Annotated in this window: 14 protein-coding genes; 7 read left to right on the top strand and 7 right to left on the bottom strand. The window is 60.6% G+C overall.

Annotated features, from left to right (window positions below; all coding sequences use genetic code 11):
• Positions 1-13: 13 nt before the first annotated feature.
• Together HBO41_RS25480 and HBO41_RS25485 are read right to left on the bottom strand one after the other, a co-directional pair.
• On the bottom strand, positions 14-1,621 hold the full coding sequence (locus tag HBO41_RS25480; RefSeq protein ID WP_138453115.1) for a carboxyl transferase domain-containing protein: 1,608 nt from the start codon (positions 1,619-1,621) through the stop codon (positions 14-16).
• Positions 1,622-1,633: 12 nt separating this feature from the next.
• Positions 1,634-2,797, bottom strand: coding sequence for an isovaleryl-CoA dehydrogenase (locus HBO41_RS25485; RefSeq protein ID WP_017136510.1), 1,164 nt, complete (start codon positions 2,795-2,797; stop codon positions 1,634-1,636).
• A 149-nt stretch (positions 2,798-2,946) separates the two neighbouring features.
• Between HBO41_RS25485 and HBO41_RS25490 the strand changes: the two genes are divergently transcribed.
• Positions 2,947-4,584 (top strand): AMP-binding protein, encoded by a 1,638-nt coding sequence (locus tag HBO41_RS25490; RefSeq protein ID WP_169988199.1) that lies wholly within the window; start codon positions 2,947-2,949, stop codon positions 4,582-4,584.
• 577 nt (positions 4,585-5,161) lie between these two features.
• Here HBO41_RS25490 and HBO41_RS25495 read toward each other — a convergent pair.
• From HBO41_RS25495 to HBO41_RS25505, 3 genes are all read right to left on the bottom strand, one after another.
• Positions 5,162-6,061: a hydroxymethylglutaryl-CoA lyase gene (locus HBO41_RS25495; RefSeq protein WP_169988201.1), complete on the bottom strand. Its 900-nt coding sequence runs from the start codon at positions 6,059-6,061 to the stop codon at positions 5,162-5,164.
• 17 nt (positions 6,062-6,078) lie between these two features.
• The gene (locus tag HBO41_RS25500) at positions 6,079-6,471 is read right to left on the bottom strand and encodes a MerR family DNA-binding transcriptional regulator (protein ID WP_017136513.1); all 393 of its coding nucleotides are present in this window, start codon (positions 6,469-6,471) and stop codon (positions 6,079-6,081) included.
• Between the two features lie 126 nt (positions 6,472-6,597).
• Positions 6,598-7,533 (bottom strand): LysR family transcriptional regulator, encoded by a 936-nt coding sequence (locus HBO41_RS25505; RefSeq protein WP_017136514.1) that lies wholly within the window; start codon positions 7,531-7,533, stop codon positions 6,598-6,600.
• Between the two features lie 166 nt (positions 7,534-7,699).
• Between HBO41_RS25505 and HBO41_RS25510 the strand changes: the two genes are divergently transcribed.
• Positions 7,700-8,929 carry an acyl-CoA dehydrogenase gene (locus HBO41_RS25510; RefSeq protein ID WP_058420935.1) on the top strand — a complete coding sequence of 410 codons (1,230 nt, stop codon included), beginning with the start codon at positions 7,700-7,702 and terminating at the stop codon, positions 8,927-8,929.
• Positions 8,930-9,217: 288 nt separating this feature from the next.
• On the opposite strand, the gene HBO41_RS25515 is transcribed toward HBO41_RS25510, so the two are convergent.
• Positions 9,218-10,546 (bottom strand): substrate-binding domain-containing protein, encoded by a 1,329-nt coding sequence (locus tag HBO41_RS25515; RefSeq protein ID WP_099550046.1) that lies wholly within the window; start codon positions 10,544-10,546, stop codon positions 9,218-9,220.
• Positions 10,547-10,743: 197 nt separating this feature from the next.
• Positions 10,744-11,556: an exodeoxyribonuclease III gene (gene xthA, locus HBO41_RS25520; RefSeq protein WP_169988202.1), complete on the bottom strand. Its 813-nt coding sequence runs from the start codon at positions 11,554-11,556 to the stop codon at positions 10,744-10,746.
• 168 nt (positions 11,557-11,724) lie between these two features.
• Here xthA and HBO41_RS25525 point away from each other — a divergent pair, with 168 nt between their 5' ends.
• From HBO41_RS25525 to HBO41_RS25545, 5 genes are all read left to right on the top strand, one after another.
• Positions 11,725-12,375 (top strand): N-acetyltransferase, encoded by a 651-nt coding sequence (locus HBO41_RS25525; RefSeq protein ID WP_099550047.1) that lies wholly within the window; start codon positions 11,725-11,727, stop codon positions 12,373-12,375.
• A 63-nt stretch (positions 12,376-12,438) separates the two neighbouring features.
• Complete coding sequence (locus HBO41_RS25530; protein WP_169988203.1) at positions 12,439-14,166, top strand: autotransporter assembly complex family protein; 1,728 nt, start codon at positions 12,439-12,441, stop codon at positions 14,164-14,166.
• Complete coding sequence (locus HBO41_RS25535; protein WP_169988204.1) at positions 14,166-17,849, top strand: translocation/assembly module TamB domain-containing protein; 3,684 nt, start codon at positions 14,166-14,168, stop codon at positions 17,847-17,849. The genes HBO41_RS25530 and HBO41_RS25535 overlap by 1 nt, the downstream gene beginning before the upstream one ends.
• Positions 17,850-18,934: 1,085 nt before the next feature.
• Positions 18,935-19,408, top strand: a complete 474-nt coding sequence (locus HBO41_RS25540) for a MarR family winged helix-turn-helix transcriptional regulator (RefSeq protein WP_017134700.1) — start codon at positions 18,935-18,937, stop codon at positions 19,406-19,408.
• Complete coding sequence (locus tag HBO41_RS25545; protein WP_099550546.1) at positions 19,405-20,862, top strand: efflux transporter outer membrane subunit; 1,458 nt, start codon at positions 19,405-19,407, stop codon at positions 20,860-20,862. Before HBO41_RS25540 ends, HBO41_RS25545 begins: the two co-directional genes overlap by 4 nt.
• Positions 20,863-20,864 lie beyond the last annotated feature (2 nt).

The following is a 20,864-nucleotide window of genomic DNA, read 5'->3' on the forward strand; positions in this document are numbered from 1 at the left end:
GGTACAGCTCCATTTACATGCGGAACACGCCGAAGCGGCTCGGCTCGATGGGGGCATTCAGCGCGGCGGACAACGCCAGCGCCAGCACGTCACGGGTCTGCTGCGGGTCAATCACACCGTCATCCCACAAACGTGCGCTGGAGTAGTAGGGATGGCCCTGGGTTTCGTACTGGTCGAGAATCGGCTGCTTGATCGCGGCTTCTTCTTCGGCACTGAACGCATTGCCCGCGCGCTCGGCCTGTTCACGCTTGACCTGCACCAGCACGCCGGCGGCCTGTTCGGCGCCCATCACACCGATGCGTGCGTTCGGCCACATCCACAAAAAGCGCGGGTCATAGGCGCGGCCGCACATGCCGTAGTTACCGGCACCAAAGCTGCCGCCGATGATCACCGTGAACTTGGGCACCTTGGCGCAGGCCACCGCCGTGACCAGCTTGGCGCCGTGCTTGGCGATGCCGCCGGCTTCGTATTTCTGGCCGACCATAAACCCGGTGATGTTCTGCAAGAACAGCAACGGAATCCCGCGCTGGCAGGCCAGTTCGATAAAGTGCGCGCCTTTTTGCGCGGCTTCTGCGAACAGAATCCCGTTGTTGGCCAGGATCGCAATCGGGTAGCCGTGCAGGTGCGCAAAACCACACACCAGCGTGGTGCCAAACAGCGCCTTGAACTCATCGAATACCGAGCCATCCACCAGCCGCGCGATTACTTCGCGCACATCAAATGGCTGCTTGGCATCGGCCGGGATCACGCCATAAAGTTCTTCGCTGCTGTACAACGGCGCCACCGGCGGGCGTTGCACTAACTCACCCTGCTTGCGCCAGTTGAGGTTGGCCACACTGCGTCGGGCCAGGGCCAGCGCATGTTCATCGCTGTCGGCATAGTGGTCGGCTACGCCGGAGATCTTGCAATGCACATCGGCACCGCCCAGGTCTTCGGCGCTGACCACTTCGCCGGTCGCGGCTTTTACCAGCGGCGGCCCGGCGAGGAAGATCGTGGCTTGCTGGCGCACCATGATCGCTTCGTCGGCCATGGCCGGCACATAGGCGCCACCGGCGGTGCAGGAGCCCATCACCACGGCGATTTGCGGGATGCCCTGGGCGCTCATGTTGGCCTGGTTGAAGAAGATCCGCCCGAAATGCTCGCGGTCAGGGAATACTTCGTCCTGACGCGGCAGGTTGGCGCCACCGGAGTCCACCAGGTAAATGCACGGCAGGCGGTTCTGCTCGGCTATGGTCTGGGCACGCAGGTGTTTTTTTACCGTGAGCGGGTAGTACGAGCCGCCTTTGACCGTGGCGTCGTTGGCGACGATCATGCATTCGACGCCTTCCACACGGCCGATTCCGGCGATCACGCCAGCGGCGGGCACGTCCTCGCCGTACACCTGGTGAGCCGCCAGTTGGCTGAGTTCCAGGAACGGTGAGCCAGGGTCGAGCAAGCGGTTGATACGCTCACGGGGCAGCAGTTTGCCGCGCGAGGTGTGCCGTTCCTGAGCCTTGGCGCCGCCGCCTTGCTGCACATGGGCGAGCAGGCTGTGCAGGGCGTCGACCTGTTGGCGCATCGCCGTGCTGTTGGCGGCGAACTCCGCTGAACGCGGGTTGAGCTGGGTATGCAAGGTGGCCATGGGGGCGCTCCTTCAGCGGGTTTCGTTGAAGAGTTCGCGACCGATCAGCATCCGCCGAATCTCACTGGTGCCAGCACCGATTTCGTACAGCTTGGCATCACGCAACAGGCGCCCGGCGGGGAATTCATTGATGTAGCCATTGCCGCCGAGAATCTGGATCGCGTCCAGGGCCATTTGCGTGGCGCGCTCGGCACTGTAGAGGATCACCCCGGCGGCGTCCTTGCGCGTGGTTTCGCCACGTTCGCAGGCCTGGGCCACCGCGTAGAGATAGGCGCGGCTGGCGTTGAGCTGGGTGTACATGTCGGCGACCTTGCCCTGGATCAGCTGGAATTCGCCGATGCTCTGGCCGAACTGCTTGCGGTCATGGATGTAGGGCACGATCAGGTCCATGCACGCTTGCATGATCCCGGTCGGGCCGCCCGAGAGCACCACGCGCTCGTAGTCCAGGCCGCTCATCAGCACTTTGACGCCGCCATTGAGCACACCAAGGATGTTTTCTTCGGGCACCTCGACGTCATCAAAAAACAGTTCGCAGGTGTTGGAGCCGCGCATGCCCAGCTTGTCGAACTTGTTGCTGCGGCTGAAGCCTTTGTAGTCGCGCTCGACGATAAACGCGGTGATGCCGTGAGGGCCTTTTTCCAGGTCGGTCTTGGCGTAGATCACGTAGGTGTTGGCGTCGGGGCCATTGGTGATCCAGGTCTTGCTGCCGTTGAGCACGTAGTGGTCACCACGTTTGTCGGCGCGCAGCTTCATCGAGACCACGTCGGAGCCAGCATTCGGTTCGCTCATGGCCAGGGCGCCGATGTGCTCGCCGCTGATCAACTTGGGCAGGTACTTGAGTTTTTGTTCGTGATTACCGTTGCGGTTGATCTGGTTGACGCACAGGTTGGAGTGCGCGCCGTAGGACAGCGCCACTGACGCCGAACCACGGCTGATTTCTTCCATGCTCACCACGTGCGCCAGGTAACCCAGACCGGCGCCGCCGTACTCTTCCGGCACGGTGATGCCCAAGAGGCCCATGTCCCCGAACTTGCGCCACAGGTCGGCAGGGAACAGGTTGTCGATGTCGATCTGCGCCGCGCGGGGCGCGATCTCCTTCGCCACGAACGACTGCACCTGGTCGCGCAGCATGTCGATGGTTTCACCGAGGGCGAAGTTCAGGGACGGGTAACTCATGGACAGGCACCTTAATGTGAGCTTTGTTGTTGTGTGGGTGGGGCGCGGGGGAGGGCGCTCACCTTTACGTTAACGTAAGCTTGCGTTACGGCGCTGTCAATCGTAGTTTACGTTTACGTCAACCTACAAAAAAGACAACAGGGGTCGTTATGGATCAACCGCACCCGAGCTACAGCCGTGGCTCCCAGGACAAGACCTTGCTGGCCATGACTATCGGTCAGGCTTTCGATCGTACCGTTGCGCACTACCCCGATGGCGAAGCCTTGGTGGTGCGCCATCAGCAACGCCGTTACACCTGGCGGGAGTTGGCCGAGACGGTGGATTTGCATGCCCGCGCCTTCATGGCTTTGGGCATGCAAACCGGCGATCGCCTGGGCATCTGGGCGCCCAACTGTGCCGAGTGGTGCATCACTCAAATAGCCAGCGCCAAGCTCGGGGTGATCCTGGTGAATATCAACCCGGCCTACCGCAGCAGCGAATTGGACTACGTACTCAAACAGTCCGGCTGCGCATGGCTGGTGTGTGCCGGCTCGTTCAAGAGCTCCGATTACCACGCGATGTTGCAGGAACTGCACCCCGACGTGCGCGGCCTCATCAGCCTGGACCCCAGCCCGCCAGCGGGATTTATGCCCTGGTCGCAATTGGCGGCCCTCGGTGCTGGCATCCCGCCCGAGCAGCTTTATAGTCGCCAAGCCAGCCTGCACTTCGATCAAGCCGTCAACATCCAGTACACCTCCGGCACTACGGGCTTCCCCAAGGGCGCCACCCTCAGTCACCACAACATCCTCAATAACGGTTACATGGTCGGCGAAAGCCTGGGCCTCACCGCGCAGGACCGCCTGGTGATCCCGGTGCCGCTGTACCACTGCTTTGGCATGGTCATGGGCAACCTCGGCTGTATCACCCACGGCACCACCATGATTTACCCCAATGACGGTTTCGACCCGCTGCTGACGCTCACCGCCGTCGCGCAGGAACGCGCCACCGGCCTGTACGGCGTGCCGACCATGTTTATTGCGCTGCTGGATCACCCACGTCGCAGCGAATTCGACCTGGCCACCTTGCGCACCGGCATCATGGCCGGCGCCACGTGCCCCATCGAAGTGATGCGTCGGGTCATCAGCGAGTTGCACATGGGCGAAGTGCAGATTGCCTATGGCATGACCGAAACCAGCCCGGTGTCATTGCAGACCGGCGCCGATGACGACCTGGAGCGGCGCGTCACCACCGTTGGCCGCACCCAGCCCCAGCTCGAAAACAAAATTATCGACGAGGCCGGTAACACCGTGCCCCGTGGCCAGATCGGTGAACTCTGCACCCGTGGCTACAGCGTGATGCTCGGCTACTGGAACAACCCCGAAGGCACCCGCGACGCGATTGATGACGCAGGCTGGATGCATACCGGCGACCTGGCGAGCATGGATGAACACGGCTACGTGTGCATCGCCGGGCGCAACAAGGACATGATCATTCGTGGCGGTGAGAACGTGTACCCGCGCGAGCTGGAGGAGTTTTTCTTCACTCACCCGGCGGTGGCCGATGTGCAGATCATTGGCATTCCGGATGAGCGTTACGGCGAAGAGATCGTTGCCTGGGTCAAATTCCATCCCGGCCATGTGGCCAACGAACTGGAGCTGCAAACCTGGTGCAAGGGCCGCATTGCGCACTTCAAGACGCCCAAGCACTTCAAGTTCGTGGATGAGTTTCCGATGACAGTGACGGGCAAGATCCAGAAGTTTCGCATGCGCGAAATTTCGATCGAGGAGCTGCGAACCCAATCCAACTGACAGCACAGGCTTATGTGGGAGCTGGCAAGCCAGCTTCCACAGAAAGCACAAAGGGGACCCGAAGGTCCCCTTTAATTTGTCGTTGCGTGCTCTTTTTTTATTATTGAGGGGCGGTCTATTGTTGTTTTTGGCAACCGTTACCCTTTACCGCTGTTTTTTTGCGACCCCCATCCGGGATCAAGAGCAAACGTATTTTTTTGAACGCTGATCTGCTTCTTCGTTAACGATCCAACCAGTGGCAGCTACCTGAGGTAGTTTTATTTTTCTCTAACCGGTTGCGGGTGTCGGCACGCCGTACCCTGCGAAGCACATCTTCTTCAAAAAAATCTGTTAGCTGCGTCTCTGCCGTGTTGTTTTTGTTATGTCAGAGTCGTTTCGTCTTATTTTTATTAGGTTTGGCGCTTTTTATTCTTGTTATGCCATAGAGATAGCAGGAGCCGTGCCAACTTTTAAAAGTCATTTAAAATCAATGGTTTAACTTTTTTGTAGGGTTTTGCCTACGGCAAATTCGACAAAATATGTTCCCGTGTTACTCGATGTGTATGCGTGCGGTAACACATTGTCACGGCTAAGCTACTCAACCGGCGTTACGTGCCTTGGCGACTCGCGAACCCGTCGGCCGACCCAGCACGTTACTGATCTGCAGGCCTGCACGAATCAATGCCTCCAGATCGATACCGGTGTCGATACCCAGACCATTGAGCAGGTACACCACATCTTCGGTGGCGACGTTACCGCTGGCGCCCTTGGCGTAAGGGCAGCCGCCCAGGCCCGCAATAGAGCTGTCGAACACCGTGATGCCTTCGAGCAGGCTGGCGTAGATATTCGCGATTGCCTGGCCATAGGTGTCATGGAAATGCCCGGCCAGCTTGCCCCGTGGCACCTGCGCGCCGACCACTTCGAACAACCGTCGTGTGGCGCCTGCGGTACCGGTGCCGATGGTGTCGCCCAGCGACACTTCATAACAGCCCATGGCATACAACTCACGTGCTACTGCGGCGACTTGTTCCGGCGCAATCTGGCCTTCGTAAGGGCAACCCAACACACACGACACATAGCCGCGCACGCTGATGCCGTGTTGCTTGGCGGCCGTCATGATCGGCGCAAAGCGCTCCAGGCTGTCGCTGATGGAGCAGTTGATATTGCGCTGCGAAAACGCCTCGGACGCCGCCGCAAATACCGCGACTTCCTTTACGCCAGCCGCCAGCGCATCTTCAAAGCCGCGCAGGTTTGGCGCCAGCGCGCCGTAGGTGACGCCGGGCGTGCGCTGGATCTGCGCAAACACCTCGGCGGAGCCAGCCATCTGCGGCACCCATTTGGGCGAGACAAAACTGCCGACTTCGATATAACTCAAGCCGGCTGAGCTGAGTGCGTCCACCAGTTGAACCTTGTCGGCCACGCTGATCGGCTGGGCTTCGTTCTGCAAACCGTCGCGCGGGCCGACTTCCACCAGGCGCACATAAGAGGGGAGAGACATGGGCAGCTACCTTGTGTTTATGGACCAACCGGGTTCATGGTCTGCGCCAGCGCCTGGGTGCAGCGCTCTTCGGCGGTGTCCAGTTCCAGCTTCATCTGTTCGATATCAAGCATCTGTTGCTCGAGCTGCTCACGGCGCTCGGCGATTTTCGCGAGCATGCTGTTGAGCTGGATGTGGTTGCCGCTGGTGGGGTCGTAGAGTTCGATCAGCTCACGGCATTCGGCCAGGGAAAAACCGATGCGCTTGCCGCGCAGGATCAACTTGAGGCTGACCTTGTCGCGCGCCGAGTAGATGCGCTCCTGGCCCCGGCGCTCCGGGGCCAGCAGGCCTTGTTCTTCGTAGAAACGAATGGCGCGGGTGGTGATGTCGAGCTCGCGGGCGAGGTCAGAGATGCTGTAGGTCGTGCTCATGGTGGCGCTCAAGAAGGTCTTGGCGCTAAGCTAAAGGCAGGTTGACGTTTACGTCAAGCAAATAGCCTGGATTGACTCACACCCTGTGGCGAGGGAGCTTGCTGTGGCAAGCCTGCTCACCAGAGCTTAGGCTTGCTTGCCATCCAGTTTCTTTTCGTGCGCGGTGACTTGCTGGCACAACTCGATCATCTGCTCACGCATCCAGCGGTTGGCCGGGTCCTGGTCGGTGCTTTCGTGCCAGTACAGGTGGGTTTCCACCGGCGGCACATCGTTGACCGGCAGGTTGAACCAATGCAGCTCATGGCGGCGGGCAAAGCGTTCGGGCACGGTCATCACCATGTCGGTCTGCTGCAACACTTGCGAAGCCATCAGGTAATGCTGGGAACGCAGGGCGATCTTGCGCTGGATGCCCATCTTGCCCAGCGCCAGGTCAACGTGGCCCAGGCCGTTGCGGCGGCTGGAGATATGAATGTGAGTCAGCGACAGGTAGTCATCCAGCGTGAACTTGTCCTTGCCCGCCATCGGATGGCCCTTGCGCATGGCGCATACATAGCGATCTTCCATCAGTTTGACGTGGCGCACTTGCGGGTCGGTGTTGAGCGGTGCGTCCACGGCAAAGTCCAGGCGCCCGGCGGCCAGTTCCTTGGTGGTTTCGCGGCGTTTGGACAAGAAACTCTCGATCACCACGGTCGGCGCCAGGCGGCGCAGGCGCTGGAACAGCAGCGGCAGAATCACCGCCTCGGTGAGGTCGGTCATGCTGATGCGATAAGTCTTGGCCGCCTGTTGCGGGTTGAAAATTCGGCTTTCCTGCACCGACACCCGCAGCAACGACAACGCGTTGCGCACCGGGCCGATGATGTTCTGCGCCATGGGCGTGGGCACCATGCCCTGGGCGGTGCGCACGAACAGCGGGTCGTTGAAGGTTTCGCGCAAGCGTGCCAAGGCGTTGGAAACAGCTGGCTGGGTGATACCAACGATCTGCCCGGCGCGGGTCAGGTTGGCTTCGGTGTAGATCGCGTCGAAGACGATAAACAGGTTGAGGTCGACCTTGCTCAGATTCATTTCGTTGCGCTCTTATTTTCAGGTGGCGATTTATCAGGTGCTCATACGCCGATCATATATCGGTGATGAATGTTAATACACGCCGAGAATAGGCTAGGTAAATTATCAGCGCTGTTCTAGCATCGATTGCATGACCTAAACAACCTCTCAGAGAAGGGAGCTGCTCATGGATTTCGCCTATTCGCCCAAGGTTCAGGAACTGCGTGAACGCGTCACTGCGTTCATGGACGCTTACGTTTACCCGGCCGAGCCGGTGTTCGAACGCCAGGTCAGCGAAGGTGACCGCTGGCAGCCCACCGCGATCATGGAAGAGCTCAAAGCCCGTGCCAAAGCCGAAGGCCTATGGAACCTGTTCCTGCCCGAATCCGAGCTGGGCGCCGGGCTGACCAACCTCGAATATGCGCCATTGGCCGAAATCATGGGCCGCTCGCTGTTAGGCCCGGAGCCGTTCAACTGTTCCGCCCCCGACACTGGCAACATGGAAGTGCTGGTGCGTTACGCCAATGAAGAACAGAAGCAACGCTGGCTCGAACCGCTGCTGCGCGGCGAGATTCGTTCGGCGTTCGCCATGACCGAACCGGACGTGGCCTCATCCGACGCCACCAACATGGCCGCCCGCGCCGAGCGTCAAGGCGATGAGTGGGTGATTAATGGCAAGAAGTGGTGGACCTCCGGCGCCTGCGACCCGCGTTGCAAGATCCTGATCTTCATGGGCCTGAGCAACCCGGACGCGCCGCGCCACCAGCAGCACTCGATGATCTTGGTGCCGGTAGACACGCCAGGGGTAAAAATCGTACGACCACTGCCGGTGTTCGGCTACGACGACGCACCCCACGGCCACGCTGAAGTACTGTTCGACAACGTGCGTGTGCCGTATGAAAACGTACTGCTGGGTGAAGGCCGTGGCTTCGAAATCGCCCAGGGCCGCCTTGGCCCAGGCCGCATACACCACTGCATGCGCTCCGTCGGCATGGCCGAGCGTGCGCTGGAACTGATGTGCAAACGCTCCGTCAGCCGCACCGCGTTCGGCAAGCCATTGGCGCGCCTGGGCGGCAATATCGACAAGATTGCCGACTCGCGGATGGAAATCGACATGGCGCGCCTGCTGACCCTGAAAGCGGCGTACATGATGGACACCGTCGGTAACAAAGTCGCGAAAAGCGAAATCGCGCAGATCAAGGTCGTGGCGCCGAACGTGGCCTTGAAGGTGATTGACCGGGCGATTCAGATCCATGGTGGCGCCGGTGTTTCCAACGACTTCCCGCTGGCCTACATGTACGCCATGCAACGCACCCTGCGCCTGGCCGACGGCCCGGATGAAGTGCACCGTGCGGCGATTGGCAAGTTTGAGATTGGCAAGTATGTGCCTAAAGAGCTGATGCGCAGCGGGCAGTAACACCGAGGCGCCTGCATCGCAGGCAAGCCAGCTCCCACACTGGAATGCATTCCAAAGGTGGGAGCCGGGCTTGCCCGCGATGAGCATAGGTATCTACACAACTTTTGAAGGCAGCCAATTTCTCCTGTGGCGAGCAGGCTTGTCCTGCGTTGGCTGCGAAGCGGCCCAGTAAAGGCACTGCAATTTTCCTGAAAGAACTCAGCGACTGGGTTTGGGGCTGCTTCGCAGCCCAACGCAGGGCAAGCCTGCTCGCCACAACAGCCCACTTACAACACGAAACCCGAGGGGTCAGTACACCCAAACCTCCACCCGCCGATTCTTGATCCGCCCCTCATCCGCCGTGTTCGCCGCCACCGGCATCTGCGCGCCGAAGCCGCGAATATCCCGCAGCACCACGCCGCTCTTGACCAATTCCCGGCGCACCGCCATTGCCCGCAACTTTGACAACAGCGCCGCCCGCTGCGGGTCATTCTTGGCATCGCCAAACCCCACCAGCGTCACCTGCTTGTCGAGCTTGCCGTGGCTTTTTATATACGCCACCACCCGCTGCAAGTCCTGGCGCGCCTTGTTGTCCAGGCTGGCGCTGCCTTCTTCGAAACGAAAATTCACACTCAAGCGCTGGGCGTCACGGACGATGCTTTGATAGTCCTCGGGCATCGACGCCCGAGGTTCCACCGCAATCGCCTGCACCTGCTGGGCGATAAAGCCATTGGCGGCGACGATCGCCTGGCCTTTGCCACTTTGGGTAAAGTCCACCAGGGCTTTGGCCCACGGGTTGCGGTTCGACGGCGGCAGGTAAAAATACAAGCGGCGTGACAGCGGGTAATCCTCGGTGGCGATCAGGCTGGTCACCGGTAACATCGGCTGTGAGTCACCGTCGACAATCGCCAGCGCCTTGGCCTGGCGCACATACGGCAGGCCGATAAAACCAATGCCTTGCGGGTCATGGCTCACCGCATCGGACAACGCCTCGCTGGATTCGAAGCGCTTGGCGGCCACGGCCAGCGGTTTGCCGCGCCGGTTCAGCACCAGCTCTTTAAAGGTGTCATAGGTGCCGGACTGATCATCCCGGGCATACAGATGAATGGCGCCGTCGACGCCGCCCACATCCTCCCAGTGGCTGACTTCACCATTGAAAATCTGCGCCAGCTGCTCGGTGTTCAAGGTATTCAACGGGTTTTGCGGGTTGAGGATAATGGCCAGGCCGTCGATGGCAATCACGTGCTCGGCCTCTGGGCTTTTCAGGTCGCCCAGGGGTTCAAGGTCCACCAGTTCGCTGTCCTTGATCGGGCGCGAAGCAGCCGCAAGGTCAGCGTTGGATTTTTTCAGTGCGCTGAACCCGGTACTTGAACCGTGGGCTGCGACCTCCACCGTGACGGTTTTGCCCTGACGCGTCTTGCCGATCACCCGTTGTTCATTGGCGCCATCGCCGGGCTCGCTGTGCACCGCCTGCAAGCCCTGGTGCTCCAGCATGCCCTTGACCAACGCAGGTCCAAGCGCCGCACCAATGGTATTGGAACCCTGGATACGCAGGGCGGGGCCTTGGTCGGGAACGGGTAGGGCAGCGGCGGCAGCGTAGAGCGGCAGTATCAACAGGAACAGAACGCGCAGCATCATGCCGGCACCTTCTTAAGCCAAAGGGAGTGCCGCCAGATTAAGTCAGTGGGGTTTCAAAAATATGACTGACGCACAGCAAGTCAAAATGTGGGAGCTGGCTTGCCTGCGATAACGGTGTGTCAGCCAACCATTTGATGACTGGCCCACTGCAATCGCAGGCAAGCCAGCTCCCACATTGAAGTACACAAACCTTGAAATCAGCTCAACTCAAGCCAGATCGGCGCATGGTCCGACGGTTTTTCCAGCCCACGCAAGTCGTAATCCACCCCAGCATTCTTGACCCGCGACACCAGGCCGTTGGACGCCAGGATCACGTCAATGCGCAGCCCACGCTTGGGCTCATCTTCAAACCCACGGCTGCGGTAGTCGAACCAGCTGAAGCGGTCGGCCACGTCCGGGTTCAAGTGGCGGAAGCTGTCCACCAGGCCCCAGTTTTTAAGGCGGGCCATCCACTCGCGCTCTTCCGGCAGGAAGCTGCACTTGCCGGTTTTGAGCCAGCGCTTGGCATTGTCGGCGCCGATGCCAATGTCGATATCTTCCGGCGAAATATTGATGTCGCCCATCACTACCAGCGGCTGGTCATTGCTGAACTGGCTTTCCAGCAGTTGCTGCAAATCTTCGTAGAAGCGTTGTTTGGCCGGGAACTTGGTCGGGTGGTCGCGGCTTTCGCCCTGGGGGAAGTAGCCGTTCATCACGGTGATCGACTGGCCATGCTCGTCGGCGAAAGTGCCCCAGATAAAGCGACGCTGGGCGTCTTCTTCGTCGCTGGCAAACCCTTTGTGCAGGCTCAACGCCGGCTTGCGCGACAGCAGGGCCACGCCGTAATGGCCTTTTTGCCCGTGGTAGTACACGTGATAGCCAAGGGCCTGCACTTCGGCCAGCGGGAACTGGTCATCGTGCACCTTGGTTTCCTGCAGGCCGATCACGTCGGGTTGATGCTTTTCAATCAGCGCCGCCAGCTGATGGGGGCGGGCGCGCAGCCCGTTGATATTGAAGGAGACGATTTTCATGGTCGGCAGTCCAGTCTGGCAAAAGGCCGATGCTAGCCGACAAGTCGGACGGGGGCCAGCGTGGCGGTAGGGCGCATGCACTGCTAATGTCTGGGAACGACTGGTGCTGCACAGGTTCGTACCCATAAGAACGCCATCTTTTGAGTGGCGCCCAGGGAGATTGACTGTATGCCTGACACTTCCATTGCCATTGCTGAAATTCGCCTGCTCAACAGCGACTATTCCCGCGAGGCCCGTTCCTTGTTGTATCAGGCCTATCGGCATGAACCGACCTTCGCTTACATCTTCGAGGCTGAGCGGTCGGGGTACGAACAGCGGGTGCGCGCCACCGTGCGTGAGCTGGTCAAGCAGCATTTTTTCCAGAAGCTTCCTGCCATCGGCCTGTTCGTCAACGACCGGCTGATCGGCATCGCTTTGATTGCGCCACCGCAACGGCGCCTGGGCATCACCGAGAGCTGGGCCTGGCAGTTGCGCATGTGGCTGAGCACCGGCGTGCGCGGCACTCGGCGTTATCTGGATTACCATTACGCAGTGTTGGCGTGCCTGCCGAACGAGTCGGTGCATGTGTTGCCGCTGCTGGGTATTCACCCGCAATTTCAGGGCAAACACTACGGCGAGCAACTGTTGCAGGCGGTGCACAACTGGTGCGCCGAGGACCCGCATTCATCGGGTGTGGTGCTCGATACCGGCAACTCGCGTTATCTGGATTTTTACAAGCGCCAGGGCTATGAGGAAATCGGTGAAGTGGCGGTAGGACCTGTCCTGGAGCATGTGTTTTTTCATCCCAATCCCCAGGCGTTACATGCTGCAACGGCTTGAGACAGAATTATTCAGACAATTCCGGGTTCAAAGAGTCTCCCCAGCTGTGTAGCATCCGCGCCTATGAAGCTTCCAGGAAGATTTACCAGCGGCTTGGTTCTGCTGTTCACAAGCTGCGGCGTATTTGCGCAAAGCGAATTGGACGTGCGCATCAAGCCATCAAACGACGCGTTGAAAGCCAACATCGAAGGCTATATCGGCGGGGTTGGCGATCGTGATGAAGAAGCCTTGCTGCGGTTCAGCCGTGGCGCCGAGGATCAGGCCCGCAAGGCGGCCCAGGCTCTGGGCTTCTATCAGCCGCAGATTTCCAGTGACGTGAAGGGCGGCAAGAACCCGCGCCTGACCCTCACCATCGACCCCGGCGAGCCGGTGCATCTGCGCAACGTGACCATTCGGGTCGACGGCCCGGCCGCGAGCCTCAAAGCCTTTCGCGTGCCTGCCAGCGACGACCTCAAATCGGGCGCCGTGCTCAACCACGGCAACTACGAAGACGCCAAGCGGCTGATTCAGAATCAGGCTTCGCGCTACGGTTTTTTCAATGGGCGTTTCAGCAGCCAGAAGCTGCTGGTGGACCCGCAAGCCGGTGTCGCCGATATCGAACTCATCTACGACAGCGGCCCGCGCTACACCTTGGGCAAAGTCGGGTTTACCGGCGATACGCCGTTCGATGAAGACCTGCTGCAACGCATGGTGCCGTTCAAAAGCGGCGCCCCTTACGACTCCGAACTGATCGCCGAACTCAACCAGAACCTGCAATCAAGCGGCTTCTTCGAAGGCGTACGCGTGGACGCCAGCCCAACCGCCTCGACCAACGATGTGATCCCGGTGGCGGTCCAGCTCGATACCCGCAAGCCACGCACCATGGGCCTGGGCCTGGGTTACTCGACCGACGTCGGCCCGCGCGGCAAAGCCAACTGGACCCGCCATTGGGTCAACCCGCAAGGCCACAGCTATGGCTGGGAGGCCGAACTGTCGGCGCCACGCCAGAACGTCGGCCTGTGGTATGACATCCCGCTCGACCCGCCGTTGACCGACAAGTTGCGCTTCGCCGGCGGTTACCAGAACGAAGAAATCGCCAACACCGACACCCTGAGTAAATTGCTCACCCTCGGCCCCGAATGGCACAGCAAGCTGCCCAGCGGCTGGACGCGGGTCATCTCGCTCAAATACCAGCGTGAAGAATATCGCCTGGGCAATGACTCGGGCTTGAGCAACCTGGTGATGCCGGGCATCAACTATTCCTACCTGCGCAGCGATAACCGCATCGACCCGCACAATGGCTATCGCCTGATGTTCGACGCCAAGGTCGCCAAGGAAGGTCTCGGCTCCGACACCAACTTGCTGTACGGCACCGCCACCATCAAGGGCTTGACCACTTTATGGGACAACCACCGTTTCCTCGGCCGTGCGCAGTTCGGCGGCAGTGCCACCAATGGCTACAAGTCGGTGCCGCCGTCGCTGCGCTTCTTTGCCGGTGGTGACCAGAGCGTGCGCGGCTACGAGTACCAGACGCTGTCACCCGAAAACGATCGCGGTGACCGCATCGGCGGGCGCTATATGGTGGCCCTGAGCGCCGAGTACCAATATTCCATCGCCGAAAAATGGCGCATCGCGACCTTTATCGACCAAGGCAACTCCTTCAACACCCTGGAAATGCCCAGCCTGAAAACCGGCGTGGGTGTCGGTGTGCGCTGGGTGTCGCCAGTGGGGCCGATTCGCCTTGACCTGGCCCATGCCCTCGAAGATCCGGGCGGCATTCGTTTGCACTTTTCCATGGGGCCTGAGCTGTGATGCGTGGTTTGAAAATAGCAGGGCTGGCCCTTGTGGCGGTCCTCATGCTGCTGCTGTTGGCGCTGTGGACAGTGCTCGGTACTCAAGCAGGCAGCCGTTGGGCCTTGAGCCAGGTGCCGGGTTTGAGCGTGGAAAATTACCAGGGCCACCTGGGTGGCCAATGGAGCGCCGACCATCTGCTATGGCAGCAGGACGCGAGTCGGGTAGAACTCAATGCTCCGAAGTTTGATTGGTCACCAGGCTGCCTGTTGCGCATGACCCTGTGCATCAACCAATTGGACGTGGAGCAGGTCAACCTGCAATTCCCGCCGAGCAATGAACCGAGCAGTGGCCCGATCACGTTGCCGGATCTGAAGTTGCCGGTTGCCATCCAGTTGGGCGACGTTCGCGTCGGCAGCCTGCTGTTTAATGGCAGTGAAGAACTTAAGGGCCTGCAACTGGCGGCGCACTGGACGGCCGCCGGTCTGCAGATTGATTCGGTGCACCTGCAACGCGATGACCTGGTGCTGGACCTCAACGGCTTGCTGCAACCCACCGGCAACTGGCCGCTGAGCGCCACCGGCAATCTGAGCCTGCCGTATGCTCCGGGCGGCGCGCCGTGGCAGATTGCGCTCAAGGTTGACGGCGACCTGCTCAAGACCCTCAAGCTTGATGCCGACAGCAGCGGCTACCTGCCCGCGAAGCTCAGCGGCGAGCTGCAACCTTTGGTGGAGAACCTGCCCGCGCAGTTGCACATCACGGCGGATGGCTTCAAGCCCAGCGCCGATTTGCCCGACACCTTGCAGCTCAATCAATTGGACCTCACCGCAAAGGGCGACCTGAGCAGCGGCTACCAGTTGCTTGGCCGGGCCGTGCTGCCCGCAGAAAAAGGCCCGGTGGCCTTGCTGTTGCAAGGCAAGGTCGACGCCAAGGGCGCACAGATCGCCGGCCTCGACCTGACTGCCGGCGACCAGCAAAGCCTCAAGCTCAGCGCCAATCTGGACTGGCAGCAAGGGTTCAGCGCCGACGCGAAAATCGACTGGCTGGATTTCCCCTGGCATCGCCTCTATCCATTGATTGATGAGCCGCAGGTCGCCTTGCGTACGTTCAACGGTGAAGTTTCCTATAAAGACGGCAACTACCTCGGCAATCTCAACGCTGACCTTGACGGCCCAGCGGGTAAATTCAATCTGGTCACGCCATTCAGCGGCGACCTCAAGCAAGTCTTCCTGCCCGAACTCAAACTGACTGCCGGTCAAGGCAAGGCCGAAGGGCACCTGAACCTGCAATTTGCCGACGGCATCGCCTGGGACACTGCGCTGGACTTGTCGGCACTCAACCCGGCGTACTGGGTCGCAGAATTGCCGGGCACCTTGGCCGGGCCATTGCGCAGCAAAGGCGAGTTCAAAAACGAGCAGCTTAAACTGAATGCCGACCTCGACCTCAAGGGCCATTTGCGCGGCCAGACCGCCGTGCTGGCGGCCAAGGCCGAAGGCGCGGGCGAGCAGTGGACCCTGGCCAAGCTGGATATCCGCCTGGGCGACAACCGCATCAATGGCAGTGGCAGTCTGCAGCAACGCCTGGCCGGGCAGATTGACATTAAACTGGCGCGCCTGGCCCAACTGTGGCCGCAGTTGCGCGGGCAAATCAACGGCCGCGTGGATGTAGCCGGTACGCTGAAGGCGCCGCAAGGCAAGCTCGACCTCAAAGGCCAGCAACTGGCGTTTGCGGATAATAAACTGCAAAGCCTCACCCTCGATGCGGCCCTCGACAACGCCCAGCGTGCGAAGATCGACCTCAAGGGCAGCGGCATTCAAGCCGGTGAAACCCAGGTCGGCACCCTGACCGCCAGCGCCCAGGGCGACATCAAGAGCCAGAAGGTGCAACTCGATCTGGCCGGGCCGCTGGTCAAACTCGCCCTGGCCCTGGATGGCAACCTCGACAAAGGCAACTGGCGTGGGCGCCTGGCCAGTGGTGATGTGCAGGCCGGCGGCCAGGATTGGAAGCTGCAAGCCCCGGCGAAAATCGAACGCCTGGCCGACGGCAAGCTGACCTTTGCCGCGCATTGCTGGGTGTCTGGCGGTTCCAGCTTGTGCGGTGAAGACCAGCGTCTGATGCCTGAACCCAAGCTGCGCTACCACCTCAAGCAATTCCCGATCGACAGCTTGGCGGCCTTCTTGCCCAAGGATTTCGCCTGGCAGGGCAAGCTCAACGCCGATGTGCAACTCGACCTGCCCAGCAGCGGCCCTAAAGGCGTGGTCGCGGTGGATGCCAGCGGCGGCACCTTGCGCGTGAAGGACAAAAATCAGTGGGTGGATTTCCCCTACGACACCTTGAAGCTGGAAACCACCCTCAACCCCAAGCGCATCGACACGCAGCTGAATTTTCGCGGTGGCAAGCTCGGCGAGTTGCTGTTGCAGGCGCAGATCAACCCGTTGCCCAAGGACAAGCCGATTACCGGCACGTTCAGCCTCACCGGCCTGGACCTCGCTGTGGCGCGCCCGTTTGTGCCGATGGTGGAAACCCTCAATGGCAAGCTCAACGGTAACGGCCGTATCTCGGGTGGTCTGTTGGCGCCGCAGGTCAACGGCAATGTGAACCTGGTGGACGGCGAAATTTCCGGGCCTGAGCTGCCGATGAGCCTCGAGGGCTTGAATGTGCAGGCGCTGATCGCCGGTGAAAGTGTGCAGCTCAACGGTGGCTGGCGCAGCGGCAAAGACGGGCAGGGCAGCCTCAAGGGCCGCGTCGGCTGGGGCCAGGCCCTGGCGGTGGACCTGAGCCTGCAAGGCTCGAAATTGCCGGTCACGGTTGAGCCCTATGCCAAGCTGGAAGTGGCGCCGGACCTTAAGATCAGCCTCAAGGACGACAAGTTGGCGATTGCCGGCAAGGTGCACATCCCGCGCGGCGATATCACCGTGCGCGAACTGCCGCCGTCGACGGTCAAGGTCTCGGATGACACGGTGATCGTCGGCAGCCAGACCGAGGAAGGCAAGCCGCCGATGGCGATGGCCATGGACATCGACGTCGAGGTGGGTGAAGACCAGCTTAACTTTGCCGGCTTTGGCTTGACTGCCAAGGTTCAAGGCCATGTGCATATTGGCGACAACATGGACACCCGTGGTGAGTTGTGGCTCAACGACGGGCGTTACCGTGCCTACGGGCAGCGCCTCAATGTGCGGCGTGCGCGGCTGTTGTTTGCCGGTCCCTTGGATCAGCCGTTCCTGGATATCGAAGCGACACGGGTGGTCGTGGAAGACTCAAGGACTGTGACTGCCGGTATTCGCTTGAGTGGCAGCGCCGAGCAGCCGACGACGCAGATCTTCTCCGAGCCGTCGATGCCTCAGGAAGATGCGTTGTCGTACCTGGTGCTGGGGCGTTCGCGTAACAACACGGGCGAAGATAACAATATGCTTGCTGAGGCCGCTCTGGGCCTGGGTTTGATGGGCAGTGCGGGGGTGACTTCGGATATCGCCAACAAGCTGGGGATTCAGGATTTCGACCTTGACACCCAGGGCTCCGGGAACAAGACCGCAGTGGTGGCCAGTGGCAAGATTACCGAGAAGCTCAGCTTGCGCTATGGGGTGGGGGTGTTTGAGCCGGCCAATACCATTGCCTTGCGTTACTTGCTGAGCAAGAAGGTGTATCTGGAAGTGGCCAGTGGCGTGGCGAGTTCGTTGGACATCTTCTACAAGCGGGATTTCTAAACCCCGTACTCGTTAAAACTGTGGGAGCTGGCTTGCCTGCGATAGCGGTTTGTCGGTGTGTATATCCGTTGCTGCGGTAACGGCGGCTTATGGTTCCGCTCTTACAGCGGGTCACTTTTGGCAAACGCCCGGAATGCCGGCCCAGCCAAAAGTAACCAAAAGGTCTTCGCCCCACCACTCGGCACCTCGCTTAGGCTCGGTGTGCCCTCACTCCGGCTTGAATCCGTGGGCCGCCGCGATGGGCCATCCTTGGCCCAGCGCGGCTAACCCGGCGTCCTGCCGGGTTACCCACGGATTCAAGCCTGCGTTCGGCCATCGTGGTTAACGGGGCGCCTCAGATCAAAAGCAAGATCAAGATCTACAGCACGGCGGCCTGAAAGCCGACCTGAGTGGTTAGATCAAAAGCGAAAGCGGATTTGCATACACTGAAGAGCTGCTTTTCTGTGGGAGCTGGCTTGCCTGCGATGCAGACACCTCGGTACATCAGGCACACCGAGTTGATGCTATCGCAGGCAAGCCAGCTCCCACCTTTGACCGAGTATGGCTCTGCTGTTGCTGTTGCTGTTGCTCCGGCCCTTGCATCCTTTTCGATGACGAAGTTAGCGGTCTTTTGATCTGCGCTCTTGATCTTGATCTGAAATCGCCCCGTCAAACACGATGGCCGGAATTCGACAGGGATTTGGGGGGTAAACCGGCAGGGATGCCGGTTTAGCCGCGCTGGGCCAAGGATGGCCCATCGCGGCGGCCCCCCAAATCACTGTCGGATTGCGGGCATGCCGAGCCACAGCGAGGCACCGAGTGTTGGGGCGAGGACCTTTTGCTTACTTTTCGGTCCTTTGAAAAGTGAGTCGCTGTAAGAGCGAAACCATAGGCCGCCGTTACCGCAGCAATGGATATGTACCCGACCAAACACCCCCCCGGCCAAACCGCTATCGCAGGCAACCCAGCTCCCACAGTTATTTGTGTTTCAAGCCCACCTCTCGCGAAATTACCAAGCAAGCTAATAATTCCATTTGACATTCGCTGCCTAAGCAGTAACATCTTGTCATACATTCACTGCCTAGGCAGTAATAAGGTGACTTTCGATGACCCACTACACCCCTGACAGCTTTCGCAACTGCCACCTCGGCCTGTTGCTGGGCCGGGCGGCGCTGCTCAAGGACCGCATTATCGACACCCATATGGAACCCCACGGCGTCACCGCCGCGCAGTTCAAGGTGTTGATCATCATTGCCCAGTTCGACGTCGATACCCCGGCGGAGCTGTGCCGCCACCTGTCCCTCGACAGCGGCTCCATGACCCGCATGCTCGACCGTCTGGAGCAAAAGGGCCTGCTGGCGCGCAAGCGCTCCGAGCAGGACCGGCGCCAGGTGCAGTTAGTGCTCACCGAAGACGGCCAGCGCCTGGCCGACATGTTGCCGCATATCGGCGCGCAGTCGATGAATGAACTGGCCGGTGCCCTCGAGCCTGGTGAGTTGGAAACCCTGGAAAGAATCCTCAAGAAAATTCTGGTAGCTGCCGGTGACGCCATCGTCCTCCAGCGGGTAGGTAATCAATGAAAACGCGTGCACTCAGCCTGGTGTTGGTGGCGATGAGCATGGCCGGTTGTGCCAACTTCAGCGGCCTCGACACCCAGGGCCAACGTCTCGACGCCAACACGTTGCAAACCGGCAAATCCTTGAGCGGCGTGACCCTGTCCACGGCCGCCTGGCCCACCGCCGACTGGTGGAAAAGCCTCGGCGACCCGCAACTCGACGGCCTGATCCACGAAGCCCTGCAAAACAGCCCTGATATGCAAGTGGCCAGCGCCCGTGCGCACCAGGCCGAAGCCGCCGCTTATGCCGCCGATGCGGCGCGCATGCCAACCCTGGATGCCAGCGCCGGTGTGAGCCGTTCGCGCCTGGCCAAGGACCAGGACCCGCGCGGGCAGGGCGATGCCTATGCCACGGTGCGTAACATCGGCGCCAGCTTCAACTACAACTTCGACCTTTGGGGTGGCCAGCGCGCTGCCTGGGAAGCCGCGTTGGGCCAGGCGCGTGCAGCCGAAGTCGACCAGCAAGCCGCACGCCTGACCCTGGCCGCCAACGTCGCCAAGGCTTACAGCGATTTGGGCCAAGCGCATATCGTGCGTGACCTGGCCAATGACGACCTCAAGCGCACCCGCCAGATGCTCGACCTGAGCAAACGCCGCCTCAGCTCCGGCATCGACAGCGAATACCAGTACCAACAGACCGAAAGCCTGGAAGCCAGCTCCCAGTCGCAGTTGATCGACGCTGAAAAACAACTGCAAAGCGCCAAGATCGCCCTGGCGGTATTGCTCGGCAAAGGCCCGGACCGTGGCGGCGAGCTGACCCGCCCGAATGTGTTGAAACCCAGTGCCGTCGCTGTGCCTTCAGTCTTGCCGGCCGAATTGCTGGGCCGTCGCCCGGACCTGATCGCCGCACGCTGGCGCGTGGAGGCCGCGAGTAAAAACGTGGCCGCGAGCAAAACCCGCTTCTACCCCAACCTCAACCTCAGTGCGAGCGCCGGGGCCGAGTCGTTGCTCGGTGATGCGATGTTTGGCTCGGCCAGCCGGTTCTTCAGCATTGCGCCGACCATCTCGTTGCCGATCTTTGACGGTGGCCGCTTGCGTGCCGACCTCGATGCTCGCGACGCCGATTACGACCTGGCCGTGGCCCAGTACAACAAAACCCTGGTGCAAGCCTTGGGCGATATCGGCAACACCCTGATGCAACTGCGCGAAACCGGGCGGCAGATCCAGGCGCAGCAACACGCTGCGGACATCGCCCAGCAGTCTTACGACACCGGCGTACAGCGTTACAGCTCCGGCATCGGTAACTACCTGGATGTGCTCAGCATCGAGCAGCAATTGCTGCAGGCCCAGCGTCAGCTGGCGACCTTGAATGCGGCGCAGATCGACCTGTCGATTCAATTGATGCAAGCCCTGGGTGGCGGATTCAACGCCGATAACGTGGCCGCGACCACGACCAGCCCTGCCACCCGTACGGAATAATT

Source organism: Pseudomonas sp. WS 5146 (genome assembly GCF_012985495.1).
GTDB lineage: Bacteria > Pseudomonadota > Gammaproteobacteria > Pseudomonadales > Pseudomonadaceae > Aquipseudomonas > Aquipseudomonas edaphica.

Excerpts from the sequence above, each read along its gene's own strand:
- HBO41_RS25515 (WP_099550046.1), bottom strand. The coding sequence starts at position 10,546 with ATGATGCTGCGCGTTCTGTTCCTGTTGATACTGCCGCTCTACGCTGCC.
- xthA (WP_169988202.1), bottom strand. The coding sequence starts at position 11,556 with ATGAAAATCGTCTCCTTCAATATCAACGGGCTGCGCGCCCGCCCCCAT.
- HBO41_RS25525 (WP_099550047.1), top strand. The coding sequence starts at position 11,725 with ATGCCTGACACTTCCATTGCCATTGCTGAAATTCGCCTGCTCAACAGC.
- HBO41_RS25490 (WP_169988199.1), top strand. The coding sequence starts at position 2,947 with ATGGATCAACCGCACCCGAGCTACAGCCGTGGCTCCCAGGACAAGACC.
- HBO41_RS25545 (WP_099550546.1), top strand. The coding sequence starts at position 19,405 with ATGAAAACGCGTGCACTCAGCCTGGTGTTGGTGGCGATGAGCATGGCC.
- HBO41_RS25480 (WP_138453115.1), bottom strand. The coding sequence starts at position 1,621 with ATGGCCACCTTGCATACCCAGCTCAACCCGCGTTCAGCGGAGTTCGCC.
- HBO41_RS25510 (WP_058420935.1), top strand. The coding sequence starts at position 7,700 with ATGGATTTCGCCTATTCGCCCAAGGTTCAGGAACTGCGTGAACGCGTC.
- HBO41_RS25530 (WP_169988203.1), top strand. The coding sequence starts at position 12,439 with ATGAAGCTTCCAGGAAGATTTACCAGCGGCTTGGTTCTGCTGTTCACA.
- HBO41_RS25495 (WP_169988201.1), bottom strand. The coding sequence starts at position 6,061 with ATGTCTCTCCCCTCTTATGTGCGCCTGGTGGAAGTCGGCCCGCGCGAC.
- HBO41_RS25540 (WP_017134700.1), top strand. The coding sequence starts at position 18,935 with ATGACCCACTACACCCCTGACAGCTTTCGCAACTGCCACCTCGGCCTG.
- HBO41_RS25500 (WP_017136513.1), bottom strand. The coding sequence starts at position 6,471 with ATGAGCACGACCTACAGCATCTCTGACCTCGCCCGCGAGCTCGACATC.
- HBO41_RS25535 (WP_169988204.1), top strand. The coding sequence starts at position 14,166 with ATGCGTGGTTTGAAAATAGCAGGGCTGGCCCTTGTGGCGGTCCTCATG.
- HBO41_RS25505 (WP_017136514.1), bottom strand. The coding sequence starts at position 7,533 with ATGAATCTGAGCAAGGTCGACCTCAACCTGTTTATCGTCTTCGACGCG.
- HBO41_RS25485 (WP_017136510.1), bottom strand. The coding sequence starts at position 2,797 with ATGAGTTACCCGTCCCTGAACTTCGCCCTCGGTGAAACCATCGACATG.